Raw genomic sequence first — 12,712 nt, 5'->3', positions numbered from 1 at the left:
ATCGCTACTGTAGTATCGCTCGTGGTGTTCGTTCACACACGGGGGTCGCTGACGCCCGATGGCTGGCGACCGCGGGAGTCCGTCCGACCCCCGACTAACAGCAGGCTGGAGCCCCTCTGTCGAGGGACCCCGCGCCGTCGTCGGGCGTCGCCCGGTTGCCTGCGGGATCTTCGATCCCGCTCCGCTTACGCCGCGGAAGATGTCACCGCCGCGTACTGGGCCTGTCGTGTCGTCCTCGCACGTGCCGGACGACGTGTCGATCGTTATTGCTCTTCGTCGCGTTTGATGTCGTCGAGTTCGGCCTCGACCTCCGGGTCGGCCGCGACTGACTCGGCGTCGTCGTCGAGCTCGATGTCGACGTCGCCGCCGCCAGTGCTGTCGCCGCCACCGCCGCCCGTCCCGGCCTCCGATTTCAGCGTCTCCAGTTCGGCCTCGACTTCCCCGTCGTCCCGCAGTTCGTCGAGTTCCCGCTCGAGGTCGCTCTCGTCGGAGAGCGCGCTCTCGAAGGCCCCGCTGTCCTCGAGTTCGTCCATCGCGGCGGCGCGGGCTTCCATGTCCTCGGTCTGATCGCGAGCGCGCTCGATCGAGCGAGAGACGTTTTCCATCTCGTCGCCGGCCCCCGTCATCGCCTCGCTGACCCGGGCGCTCGCCTCGGCGGCTTCGTGGCGGGCCTTCATCGTTTCCTTTTCGGTCCGGAACTCCTCGATGCGGCGCTGGAGGGTGTCTTTCTTTTCGACGAGGCTGTCTTGGGTGTTCTGGAGGTCCGCGATCTGGGTCTCGAGATCCTCGATCTGGCTCATCTTCTGTTTCTTTTTTTCGAGGGCCCGGCGCGCGAGGTCGTCGCGGTCCTGTTCGACGGCCTGTCTGGCCTGTTCGTTGTGTTTTTCGACGTTCTCCTCGAGGCGGCGCTTTTGTATCTCCAGTCGCTTCTTTTGTGTCGTCAGATCCGCGATCCCCTTTTTTACGTCCTGGAGTTCGTCCCGGAGTTGCTCGTAGGAGTAATCGAGCGTCTCGTGGGGATCTTCCGCGCGATTCAGGACGGCGTTTACTTTCGATCGGATGACGTACGATGCCCGCGAGAGGATGCCCATATACCGACTCTTTGTGGCCCCAGCGATTAAAAGGCTACTCCGTGGCTGCGTGGCGGTGACGGGTAGAGAGAGCCTCCGGCAACGCCGAGCCGTGCCGCATCATTTATACGTCCGAACGGCCGTATTTAAACCACCCATGGGGTCACTCATGGATCAATTACCATCACTATCGCCCGGTGACGGGCAGTTCATCAATGCAAGACACAGCCAAATATCTCGTACACGCGGACATCACGGCGGAGGGGATCGTCGAACGCTCCGACGTCGTCGGGGCGGTCTTCGGCCAGACCGAGGGCCTTCTCGGCGACGAACTCGACCTCCGTGAGCTACAGGACTCCTCGAAGGTCGGACGGATCGACGTCGAGATCGACTCCCAGAACGGCCAGTCGTTCGGCCGGATCACCATCGCGACGAGCCTCGATCGGGTCGAGACGGCCATCCTCGGGGCGGCCCTAGAGACGATCGATCGGGTCGGCCCCTGCCGGTCGACGATCGAGGTCAGAAAGATCGAGGACGTTCGGGCGGCCAGACGTCGCCAGGTCGTCGAGCGTGCGAAGGTACTGTTCGGAAGCGCCTTCGACGAGTCGATACGCTCGAGTAGCGACTTGGTCGAGGAAGTCCGACAAGCCGTCAGAATCGAGGACATCACCGAGTACGAGGAACTCCCCGCGGGCCCGCGCGTCGCCGACTCAGACGCGATCATCGTCGTCGAGGGGCGCTCGGACGTGCTTACGCTGTTGCAGTACGGAATCAAGAACGCCGTCGCCGTCGAGGGGACGAACGTCCCCGAGCAGATCGCCGAACTGACCGAGTCCCGAACCGTTACCGCCTTTCTGGACGGTGACCGCGGCGGTGAACTCATCCGACGGGAGTTGGCACAGGTCGGCGACATCGATTACGTCGCGCGGGCGCCCGAGGACCGCTCGGTCGAGGACCTCGACCGACACGAGGTGATGACCGCGCTTCGCGAAAAGGTCCCCTACGAGCGCTTCGAGGCGGCCGAAGCGGCCGGCCGATCGACCGAAGCCGCCGCCTCGGGCGAGGACACCGAGGCGTCGGACGGCGATACGGCCATAGACCGGGCCAGCGACACCGCCGGGTCCGCAACTGTGAACGCGGACCCCGACGCGCCGGCGGGGCGCCCCTCGGACAGCGGCCACCCCACGTCGACCGGGAGCGATAACGCCGTCGAGGCCGAGGCCGCGGACGCCACCGCGGTCGAGGCCTCACCCGAAGGCGCCACGCAGCGGACGTCGGAGGAGCCCACGACAGCGGACGCCGGAGAGTCGGCCGATAGCGCCGAAGCGCGGGGCAGCGCCGACGCCGCTGACGACACCGATCACGCGGACACCGACGAGGCGACCGACGACACCGACGAGGCGACCGACGACACCGACGAGGCGACCGACGACGGGCGGCCCCCGGCGCAACCGGACACACTTCGCGGGCATACCCGGGCGGTTATCGGCGAGAGTTCTGGTCGGGTTCACCTGCTCGATGCGGAGTACGGCGTGTTGTCGTCCGGCGACGCGGCGGCGGCGTTCGAGCGACTCGTCGACGCGGAGCCAGTCCCCACGGCGGTCGTCGTCGACGCCGAACTCGACCAACGGCTTCTCGACGTCGCGGCACAGCGCGGCGTCGAACACGTGGTCGCCGCCTCGACCGGGGAGTTCGTCAAACGACCGACGAGCGTTCGGATACGCACCGTCGATCAGTTACTGGCGTCGAACGAGGCGTAGCGCGTCCGCACCGTCGGCGTAGAAGCCAGGCCGTCGGGCGTCGAGCTCGAACCCGATGGCGTCGTAGAACCGCCTGGCCGACTCGCGTTCGACCGGCGTCGTGACGACGATCCGCTCTGTGTTATCGGACGCGACCGACTCGACGAGCGCCCGGCCGTGGCCCGTTTCTCGCGCGTGTGGCGCGACGACGAGTTCCGAGAGCGCCGTCGAGCGCGCCGGAAGCGCGATCGCGTACCCCACGACCCGATCACCATCGACGGCGACGCGGCCGAGAAACGGCCCTGTGACGGCGGCGCCGACGAGGTCCGGATCGGCGTAGGCGAGGTGATCCTGCAGACGCCGGACGGCCGGCCGATCCACCGTCGTCATCGCCCGGATCATACGAACGAGGCGACGGCGACGGTGCCGGCGACGACGCCGGCCGAGAGCGTCGCGAGCAGGTTGACGCTCTGGTTGCCGACCCGCCCGCCTTCCAGCGTCGCCCCGAGGACGCTGTCGACGACCATCCCGAGGAACCCCGTTCCGAGAACCACGAGCGCCGCGGCGGGGCCGAATGCAAAGAAACCGACGGCGAGGGTGGCGATGAGGCCGGCGCCGATCCCCCCGGCGAGTGCGCCCTGCCAGGTGACGGCGCCGTCGGTTCCGGCGGGGACGGGATCGAGCGTCGTGACCAGCCGCGGGGAGTCGAAGAGGCCGCCGAACTCACTCGAGAACGTGTCGGCCAGCGCCGCCGCGACCGCGCCGGCGAAGACGAACTGGAAGACGAGGGGGTCGACGCCGAGCGTTCCGGAGGCGGCGTAGGCGACGACGGCGAGGAGGGCGACTGCGGAGTTCGCCAGCACGTTGCTGCCGTCCCGGGCCCCCTCGTTCTCCTCGGCGATACCCCGCTTGAGCTTTTCATCGTATCGGTACTTCGAAGCCAGCCCGCCCAGCCCGAAGAACGTGACGAGCAGGGCGAACCAGCCGTAGCCGCCGAGGACGACCGCCCAAAGCGACAGCAGTACGCCGCTGAGCGTCCCGCTCGTTGAGGCGGTGCCGAGCGCGTAGGCGGCATAGCCCAACGCGACCGTAGCGGCGAGGCCGACCGCGACCGGTGTCGGCCCCGAGACAGGGGCCAGCCCGAGCAGAAACCAGACGACGAGCGCGACCGACAACAGCACGGAAGTGTCGTCGAACGGCGAGAGGGTGGCCCTGACGATCGCCCCGACGATCGCGCCGCTGGCGGTGACGAACACGACAGTTTCGGGGGCGGGGACGGTGCCGCCGAGTGCCCCAGCGACGAACACCGCCGCGACGCCGGCTGCCGTCCCGAGCACACAGAAGGCGGCGGCGCCGACGATGGGGGCGGGCACGCGGGCCGCCGCGAGTCGCTGGCCGAGGTTGCCGGCGGTCAGGACGAACACCGACGCGACAAACGCGGCCAGTGGGAGATCCAGCGCGGCGAAAAGCACCGCGAGCGCGCAGACGGCGAGTGCGAACGACGCGAGGCTGTAGAGCCGTTCGGCCTTCCGGTCGCCGTGGCGGGCGAAGAACTCGAACATCGGTCCCCGTTTCGAGGCGAGTGCAATCGTCGCGAGGAGGACGAAGGGCGAAACGGTGCCGACCGCGGCGAGTGTGTCGTCGACGCGCCCCTCGAGCACCGGGGCGACGAACGCCAGACTCCCGACGAGGAGGTAGCCGACGGCGCGAGAGATGTCCCCGGTCACGACCCGAGGTATCCCCGTTGATCACTTAATCTTCCCGAAGGGCGGATCGACACGTTGAGAACGCCGGCGGCGAATGTAGGGTCGTGGGCCTGTACGACCGCTATCTCGCCGCCCGGATCCGGTTGAGCGGGGAAGATGTTCCGGGGCGGATCGCTTTGGTCACCACCGAACATGACCTCCTCGAGCAGGGTGCATACGATACGCTCTCGTCGTTCCTCCGGTGGGCGTTCGAGGTCGGCATCGAGGAGGTGTTGATCTACGTGAGCGTCCTCGACGAGGCCGTGGTCCCGACGCTTCGGACGGCGCTGTCCGGTCTCGAAACCCCTCGGCCGGTCGCGATCCGCGAGCCGGGTGCCGAACTGGTGGCCGACGCCCCGGTGCAGGTGAGCATCGGCCTCGGCGGTCGCCAGGAGTTCGCGTCCGCCGTTCAGCGGATCGCGGCGGACGCCGCCGAGGGACGACTCGATCCCGACGAGATCGACGAAAGCGAGATCGAACGCCGGCTCGTTTTTCAGTCCCCGCCCGATCTGGTGATCAAGACCGGGGCCGAGCGGCTCTCGGATTTCCTCATCTGGCAGTCGGTGTACTCCGAGTTGTACTTCACCGACGTCAACTGGCGGGACTTCAGACGCCGCGACTTCCTGCGCGCAGTTCGCGATTTTCAGGAACGAAAGCGTCGGTTCGGCCGGTAGGCCGAGCCCTGGGCGGCGAGCGAAGCGAGTCGGCATCCGGTTCGGCCGGTAGGCCGAGCCCTGGGCGGCGAGCGAAGCGAGTCGGCATCCGGTTCGGCCGGTAGGCCGAGCCCTGGGCGGCGAGCGAAGCGAGTCGGCATCCGGACTCGCGCACAGTCCGTTCTCAGCCCCGTACGAACGGGAGCGCGGCGATCCCGCCGAGCAAAAGCAGATACCAGTACGTCGAGAGCCGGTACAGAAGCGTCACGGCGGCGGCACTCGCGCCCCCGATATCCCCGACGCCGACGAGCATCGCGATCATGATGGCCTCTATTCCGCCCACTCCGCCCGGTGTGGGGAGAACGCCAGAGAACTTCGTCGTCATCACGATGCCGGCCGCGAGTTCGATCGGAATGGTCACGCCGACCGCGTATCCGGCGACGGTGAGCGGGAGCATCAAAAAGGCCATTCCAAGATGTCCGAACACGACCCCGCTCGCAGTCGCCCGGCGGCTCGCGGAGATCCTGTCGATCGACTCGTAGAACGACGACACGCGCGACGCCCCACCGACGGTCGAGGTCCCCCCGACGCGGGTCAACACGGCGTTCGCGAGGTCCGTCACGCGCTCGAACGCCCGGTAGACGATCCAGCGCTGGTAGTATCCGAGACACAGCACCGCAACGAGGCCTCCGAGGAGCAGTCCGGTCGAGACGAGCGTGCCGTCCGGTACGGCGCCGCTATAGGCAGCGATGCCGACGGCGCCCAGCGTGAAGTGCGGCACGTACACCAGAATGTCGGCGACCAACACCGCGCCGAACGCGTGTTCTACGTCGACGCGTTCGTCTCGCGAGGAGAGATACGCCAGCACCGTCTGCGTGCCGGCCATAGCGTACGGCAGGGTGTACCGGAACACCGTATACACCAAAAACAGCCACAGCCCGCGGCGTAGCCCGCCGTCGAACCCGACGAGTGAGAGCAACCGAACGTAGACGTACCCCCGCATGAGCGTCGCGACCGTCATGGAGACGAACAGGACGGAGACGTATCGTCGATCCGAGTCGCGGACGACCGCAAACGTCTCCGACAGGTCAACAAAGAGGACGATCCCCGCGAACGCGAGGCCCGCCGCAACTAGGCTGAGTAACGGTTTCACCTTGTCCCGCATCGGTAGGTGCTGCATCCGTCCGCAACCGATAAAAATCCGCATATATCGGCCGACCGTTGGCCAACATCGGCGGCCGGTTCACCCGAGTGGCGCATCGTGGTCGCCCGAGTCCTCGGGATCGCTCCGATCGAGGGATCGTATCCCGGCGACCCCGCCGGATCCCTCTAGGTCGTCCCCGGCGGCCCGGACCAGCGCCGCCGCCCGCTGGGCGCGGCTCTTTCGCCACGACTCCCGGCGCGACTCGTAGGTCCGGATCGCCCGCAGGAAATCGATCCGCGAGAACTCCGGCCAGTACGGGGCACAGAAGTAGACGGCGGCCTCGTTGCCGTTGGCGTGCCAGGGCAGGAAATTTGACGTCCGTTCGGCCCCGCCGGTCCGGATGATGAGATCGACGTCCCGCGTCGGTCCGGTCGTGAGGCGGTCCTCGATCGTCTCGACGGTCACATCCCCCGGATCGCACTCGCCCGCCGCCGCCGAGCGAGCGACGTCCCGGGCGACGCCGAGCAGTTCGGCGCGGCCGCCGTAGGCTAGTGCGACGTTCAACCGGAAGGCGTCGTGGTCGTCGGTGCGTCCCTCGGCGTAGGCGACCGCCTCGCGGACCCGCTGTGGCAGGCGTTCGGTCTCTCCGATCGCCCGGATCCGGACGCCGCGGTCGTGGACTTCGGGGCGGTCCGCGAACGTCCGGAGCTTCTCGGCGATGAGGTCGAACAGCGCTTCGCGCTCCTCGGGAGGGCGCTCGAAGTTCTCCGTCGAGAAGGCGTACAGGGTCAACTCCTCGACGCCGAGGTCGGCACACCACTCGAGGACGCGCTCGGTCGTGTCCGCGCCCGCTCGGTGCCCGTCGGTCGTCTCCTCGCCGTGTTCGCGCGCGTACCGGCGGTTTCCGTCTTGGATCACCGCGACGTGTGCCGGCACGCCGGCGACCTCACGTTCGAGCACGCGCTCGTAGAGCCGCCGTGTGAGTCCCCGGAGGCGCTGAAGCATTCATCGGATCTATCCCCCCCGGCGCAATCAGTCTTGTTTTCTGCGGATCGGCGGGGACCGTGACGCGTATTAGCGTCGGTGGCGATGGCTCCGACATGGCCGAACCCATCGACGACGACCTGTATCGGCGGACGAAGGCGCTTCTCGAACCGGGCGAGATACGGCTCAACGGTGTGATCGTCGACACCAATCTGACGAGCGACGAGGAGCCGACGCTCCATCAGGCCACTCTCGACGTCGGCAACCTCATCTCGGAGGCGGCGGGGATCGAGCCGACCGACACCTACGTCTACTCCGGCAACGATGACGAGTCGTTCGGCATCAACCAACACCAGGGGCTCACGCTCGACGGCGAGGAGTTCGTCTGGGAGTGCCAACAGCTGATGCGCGAGGGGACCTACGACGTGGTGTTTTATTACGAGGCCGACGCCGACCAGGCGGCGATCGTCGAGGGCGTGGAGGAACTCGGTTTCGACGCGACCGGCGTCCGCGGCGAGTAGCGCACCCCGCTCGCGGATCTGGAGCTCCGAGCCGGCTGCAACCCCGGTTATTTATCACATATACCGGACAGATAGGGGTATGGAGGGGGACTCCGATGCGATCCGCGTTCTCTGCGTCGACGACGACCGGGACTTCACCGAAACGTTCATCGATCGCCTCGGACGATGCGACGGTTTCGAGGCCGATACGGCGACGGATGCGAGCGAGGGAATCGGCCGTCTCGCCGAGACGGACTTCGACTGCGTCGTCGCTGCGTACGATCTGCCCGAGGGAACCGGCATCGAGTTCCTCGAGACCGTCCGCGATCGGGGCCTCGGCCTCCCGTTTTTTCTTTTCGCCGGCGAGGGGAGCGAGGAGATAGCCAGCAACGCCATCTCGGCGGGTGTCACCGACTACTTCGGGAAGGACAGCGGAATCGAGCAGTTTCCCGCGGTGAGAGACCGGATCGACCGGGCGGTCGAGACGTTCCGAACCGATCGGGAACGCGACGCGACACGGCGTCGGTACCGAGAACTCGTCGAACAGAACCTCGTCGGCATCTACGTCATACGCGACGGCGAGTTCGTCTACGTCAATCCGAAACTCGCGGAGGTACACGGGTACGACCGCGAATCCGTCGTCGGAATGTCGGTGCTGGACCTCGTCGCCCCCGAAGAGCGCGAGCGGGTCGAGGAGAACCTCCAGCGGCGTCTCGAACAGGGAGTCGACGAGATCCAGTACCGGACGGTCGGGCTGACCAAGGACGGCGAACGGATCGACATCGAGTTACACGGCAGCCGCATCGAGTACGGGGGCGAACCGGAGATCGTCGGCGCCGAGTTGGACATCACGGAACAAACGCAGTACGAACGGGAGCTCGAAAACCGCGAAGCCAAGTATCGGAGCCTGTTCGAGGACGCCCGTGACGCGGTCGTGCTCCTCGACGAGGATGGATTCTTCGATTGCAACGAGAGGGCCCTAGAGCTGTTCGGATTTGACTCCGTCGAGGCGTTCACCGAGCGGACCCCCTGGGAGCTATCGCCGGAGACACAGCCCGACGGGGCGGACTCGAAAACAGCCGCGAAGGATCACATCGAGGCCGCCCTCGAGGAGGGGGAAGCGTCCTTCGAGTGGGTTCACACGCGGAACGACGGGACGGAGTTTCCGGTCGAGGTGAAGCTCAGCCGGTTCTACTTGGACGGCGACCCGGTCTTGCACGAACTTGTGAGAGACATCACAGAACGAAAACAGTACGAGCGAACGCTCGAAGAGCAGCGCGATACGCTCGAAATACTGAACCAGGTGCTCAGACACGACGTGCGCAACGACCTCCAGCTCGTCACCTCGTACGCGGAGCTTCTCAAGGATTCGTGTGACGGCGAGGAGGCGAGCCAACACGCAGCGACGGTATTGGAGAGTGCCCGACACGCCGTCGAGCTCACACAGACGGCTCGGGACATAGCCGACGTCTTGCTCTCGGATTCGAGCGAAACGCGACGGGTTCCCCTCGGAGCGACGCTCGAAAGCAAAATCAGCGAGATCCGATCCTCGTATCCCGAGCCGGTGATCTCGTATGAGGCCCGGCTCTCCTCGGTTCACGTCACCGCGGACGGGATGTTTCCGTCCGTCTTCGAGAACCTCATCAAAAACGCGATCCAGCACAACGACAAGGCCGTGCCCGAGGTGACGATCACGGCGACCGAACGGGACGGGGCGGTGACCGTACGGATCGCGGACAACGGTCCGGGCATCCCCGACGAGCAAAAAGAGACCGTCTTCGGAAAGGGGCGAAAGGGGCTCGATAGCGCCGGCACCGGGATGGGGCTGTATCTCGTGGACACACTCGTCACCGGCTACGGTGGCGAGGTGTGGGTCGAGGACAACGAGCCGGAGGGGTCGGTCTTCGTCGTGAAACTCCCGACAGTCGAGTGACGCACCGACGAGGGATTCCCCGGCTTCCGCCGTCGTCTCGGTCGGTGCCGCCGTCGTCTCGGTCGGTACCGCCGTCGTCTCGAGACCCCCGAAGCGAGCGATCCTCCGACGACAGCGCGGATCGCCGGTGGGACCCGCCGGCTTCGCGGAAAGCGACTCAATGTGCCTCGGTGTGACCGCAGTAGCGGGCCACGGACGCATCCGACGACGGCGGGACTTTTTACTCCCCCGGCCCTTATTCCGGTAGATGAGCGGACAGCGCGTCGGTGTCGTCGGCGATGGACGGTTGGCCTCGGCCGTCGAGGCCGCCGGTGGGGAGCCAATCGGGGAGCCGGCGGCGTTCGGATCGGTTCGGTTCGTCGCCGCCGCCGGCGAGGACGCGATCGTCGATCTCGCCCGGTCGGTCCCCGAGGTACCGGTGTTGACGGTCGGTGACGATCCGGGCGTCCGGGCGGTCCCGTTCGACCGACTCGAACCCGCGATCGAACGGGCCCTCGGGAACGATCCGCCGACAGTGCGACACCCGGTCGTCGAGGTGGCCGGCTCGGTCGCACCTGTTCGAGCGATGTTCGACGTCGCGCTCGCGGCCGCCGAACCGGCCCGAATCTCCGAGTTCGCCGTCCACAGCGACGGCGATCGGGTGGCGCGGTTCCGTGCCGACGGCGTCGTCGCCTCCACGCCGGCTGGGAGCGCCGGTTACAACCGAAGCGCCGGCGGTCCCGTCGTCGCGTCCGGCACCGGGGTCGCGAGCGTGGTGCCGATCGCGCCCTTTGCGACCTCGATCGATCACTGGGTGCTCCCGCTCGCGTCCGTCCGGCTCTCCGTCGAACGCGACGAGACGCCGGTCGAGTTGCTCGTCGACGGCCGCCGTGAGGCGACCGTCGATGCCGGCGGCCCGGTGACGCTGTCGCGGGCCGGGTGGATCGAGACGTACTGCCTCCCGGAGTCCGTTGCACCGTTTAAGTAATCGGTGGCGAGCGCGCCCCTCGAAGCGGCGGTGCCGAGCGCGACGGTTTATAAACTGCCCGCCCCGATGTTCGGGTATGTCGACCGACTTCGCGTTCGACGACGAACTGCTCGCGGACCTTGTCGAGACGCCCGGCGTGCCGGGCTACGAGGACAAAATTCGAGCACGGGTCCGCGCGGAACTCGACGGTCACGTCGACCGGCTCCGGTCGGATTCGATGGGTAACCTCCTCGGCACTATCGAGGGCTCCGACCCCGCCTACGAGGTCGTCGTAGCGACCCACATCGACGAGATCGGGTTCATGGTGAAACACGTCGACGACGATGGCTTTCTCGAACTCGACGCCCTCGGCGGATGGGACCCGCGTATCCTCCGGGCGCAGCGAGTCACGGTCCACACGGAGACCGGCGATTGTCCGGGTGTGATCGGCGCGGTCCCGCCGCACACGCTGACCGACGAACAAAAGAAAGCCGAACGGGCGGTCGGCGACGCCCGGGTCGATCTCGGTCTCGACGCCGAGACGGTCGCGGAGCGGGTCTCCGTTGGCGACCTCGTCACGATGGACGGCCGGACCGAACGCGTCGGCGAGTTCGTCACCGGCAAGTCCCTGGATAACCGGGTGTCGGTGCTCGCGGCGATCGAGGCGGCCCGCCGGATCGACGACCCCGACGCGACGATCCACTTCGCCGCGACGACCCAAGAGGAGGTCGGCCTCCGGGGGGCCTCGGCGCTCGGCGTCGATCTCGACCCGGACCTCGTCTACAACCTGGATACGACGGTCGCAAACGACGTCCCCGGTTTCGAGGCCGGCGAGCAGGTGACCCGACTCGGCGAGGGGGCGGCGATCAAACTGAAAGACTCGAGTGTCGTCACGAACCACAAGCTCAACCGACGGCTCCGAGGGGTGGCCGAGGATCGCGGGATCAACCACCAACTCGAGGTGTTGCCTGCCGGCGGGACCGACACGGGCGGCCTCCAGCGCGCCGGCGGTGCCCGTCCCGCGGGCGCGATTTCGATCCCGACGCGGTACCTGCACACGCCGACTGAAAGCGTCCACGGCGGCGACCTCGACGCGGCGATCGAGTTGCTCGTCGCAGCGTTGCGGACGGAGGACGGGACGCACGACTACACGCTCTGATCGCCCGACTCAAAAGTCATCGCCGGCGTCGTCACCCGACTGCGGGCGGATCAGGTCCGCGAGGGAGACCACGAGACCGAAGAGCCACCCCAGAGGAGTCGCGATTCCGACCCACATCAACACGACGCCGACACCCTCGAGGCTGAAGCTCGCCCGCAGGTACTCGTTGATTCCGCCGACGTACAAAAAACGATCGAGCAGGAAGATCGCGAGGGCCTCGCTGCGTTCCAAGACGCCGCTCAGCGACGGGTCGTACAGCGCCGCGACAACCGGCGGGAGAAAGACGGCGTTCATCGCGAACGGGTACGCGAGCGCGACGGTCGTCCCGCGACCCCCGCTGCGGACGAACACCGCCGCGAGCCCGGCCGAAACGACCGCCACGGCGCTGGCCGCGCCGACGGCGACGACGCCGCCGAAATCGAGCCGGAGTCTGGCCAGCGCCGTCAGCCCGCCCCAGATCAACGTGGTGACGAGGACGACGCCGATCACGCCCAGGCGTGCGGTCGCGCTGTCGAGGCGGCGGGCGTTGAACCGAACGCCGAACCCGACGAGCAACAGCGGATAGAGCAGCGCAACGAGCGGCACGCCCACCACACCCCAGAGTCGGTATTTGATCCGGTCGCCGGTGGTCCGGGGGCGCCACTTCCCGAGGACCGTGTGGACGGCGGTTCGCTGACGGGGAAAGACGAGTTCCATCCACGTCTCGTGGAGCCGGACGACGTCGACTTTCATCCCCTCGACGAGGCCGCCTTCGGTCATACTCCGTTCCTCCCCTCGGGCGTAAAAATAGCTTCCGGCCTCCGCGTCTCGAGGGCGGATCGGCTGTCACACGCCGGAGG

Annotated in this window: 12 protein-coding genes; 6 read left to right on the top strand and 6 right to left on the bottom strand. The window is 67.2% G+C overall.

Annotated elements, in window-relative coordinates:
• Window positions 1-263 precede the first annotated feature (263 nt).
• Window positions 264-1,091, bottom strand: a complete 828-nt coding sequence (locus tag NMLP_RS06435) for a PspA/IM30 family protein (protein ID WP_015409314.1) — start codon at window positions 1,089-1,091, stop codon at window positions 264-266.
• A gap of 194 nt (window positions 1,092-1,285) precedes the next feature.
• On the opposite strand from NMLP_RS06435, the gene dnaG reads away from it, so the two are divergent.
• Window positions 1,286-2,830, top strand: a complete 1,545-nt coding sequence (gene dnaG / locus NMLP_RS06430) for a DNA primase DnaG (RefSeq protein WP_015409313.1) — start codon at window positions 1,286-1,288, stop codon at window positions 2,828-2,830.
• Here dnaG and NMLP_RS06425 read toward each other — a convergent pair.
• Window positions 2,807-3,211, bottom strand: a complete 405-nt coding sequence (locus tag NMLP_RS06425) for a GNAT family N-acetyltransferase (RefSeq protein WP_015409312.1) — start codon at window positions 3,209-3,211, stop codon at window positions 2,807-2,809. The genes dnaG and NMLP_RS06425 overlap by 24 nt on opposite strands.
• Window positions 3,208-4,536 (bottom strand): DUF92 domain-containing protein, encoded by a 1,329-nt coding sequence (locus tag NMLP_RS06420; RefSeq protein ID WP_015409311.1) that lies wholly within the window; start codon window positions 4,534-4,536, stop codon window positions 3,208-3,210. Before NMLP_RS06420 ends, NMLP_RS06425 begins: the two co-directional genes overlap by 4 nt.
• Before the next feature lie 83 nt (window positions 4,537-4,619).
• Here NMLP_RS06420 and NMLP_RS06415 point away from each other — a divergent pair, with 83 nt between their 5' ends.
• Complete coding sequence (locus tag NMLP_RS06415) at window positions 4,620-5,228, top strand: undecaprenyl diphosphate synthase family protein (RefSeq protein WP_015409310.1); 609 nt, start codon at window positions 4,620-4,622, stop codon at window positions 5,226-5,228.
• 163 nt (window positions 5,229-5,391) lie between these two features.
• Here NMLP_RS06415 and NMLP_RS06410 read toward each other — a convergent pair whose 3' ends face one another.
• Window positions 5,392-6,372, bottom strand: a complete 981-nt coding sequence (locus tag NMLP_RS06410; protein WP_049926233.1) for a lysylphosphatidylglycerol synthase transmembrane domain-containing protein — start codon at window positions 6,370-6,372, stop codon at window positions 5,392-5,394.
• A 78-nt stretch (window positions 6,373-6,450) separates the two neighbouring features.
• On the bottom strand, window positions 6,451-7,356 hold the full coding sequence (gene uppS / locus NMLP_RS06405; protein ID WP_015409308.1) for a polyprenyl diphosphate synthase: 906 nt from the start codon (window positions 7,354-7,356) through the stop codon (window positions 6,451-6,453).
• 95 nt (window positions 7,357-7,451) lie between these two features.
• Here uppS and NMLP_RS06400 point away from each other — a divergent pair, with 95 nt between their 5' ends.
• The 4 genes from NMLP_RS06400 to NMLP_RS06385 all read left to right on the top strand — a co-directional run bounded on the left by NMLP_RS06400 (window position 7,452) and on the right by NMLP_RS06385 (window position 11,873).
• Window positions 7,452-7,856, top strand: coding sequence for a DUF5778 family protein (locus tag NMLP_RS06400; RefSeq protein WP_015409307.1), 405 nt, complete (start codon window positions 7,452-7,454; stop codon window positions 7,854-7,856).
• Between the two features lie 79 nt (window positions 7,857-7,935).
• On the top strand, window positions 7,936-9,768 hold the full coding sequence (locus tag NMLP_RS06395) for a PAS domain S-box protein (RefSeq protein ID WP_015409306.1): 1,833 nt from the start codon (window positions 7,936-7,938) through the stop codon (window positions 9,766-9,768).
• A 247-nt stretch (window positions 9,769-10,015) separates the two neighbouring features.
• The gene (locus NMLP_RS06390) at window positions 10,016-10,735 is read left to right on the top strand and encodes an NAD(+)/NADH kinase (RefSeq protein ID WP_015409305.1); all 720 of its coding nucleotides are present in this window, start codon (window positions 10,016-10,018) and stop codon (window positions 10,733-10,735) included.
• 76 nt (window positions 10,736-10,811) lie between these two features.
• Entirely contained in the window at window positions 10,812-11,873 is a 1,062-nt protein-coding gene (locus NMLP_RS06385) for a M42 family metallopeptidase (protein WP_015409304.1), read from the top strand.
• 9 nt (window positions 11,874-11,882) lie between these two features.
• On the opposite strand, the gene NMLP_RS06380 is transcribed toward NMLP_RS06385, so the two are convergent.
• Window positions 11,883-12,632: a hypothetical protein gene (locus tag NMLP_RS06380; RefSeq protein ID WP_015409303.1), complete on the bottom strand. Its 750-nt coding sequence runs from the start codon at window positions 12,630-12,632 to the stop codon at window positions 11,883-11,885.
• Between the last annotated feature and the right edge of the window lie 80 nt (window positions 12,633-12,712).

Source organism: Natronomonas moolapensis 8.8.11 (assembly GCF_000591055.1).
Lineage (GTDB): Archaea > Halobacteriota > Halobacteria > Halobacteriales > Haloarculaceae > Natronomonas > Natronomonas moolapensis.
The sequence above is the reverse complement of the archived record's forward strand: the minus strand, read 5'-3'. Positions and strand labels throughout refer to the sequence as shown.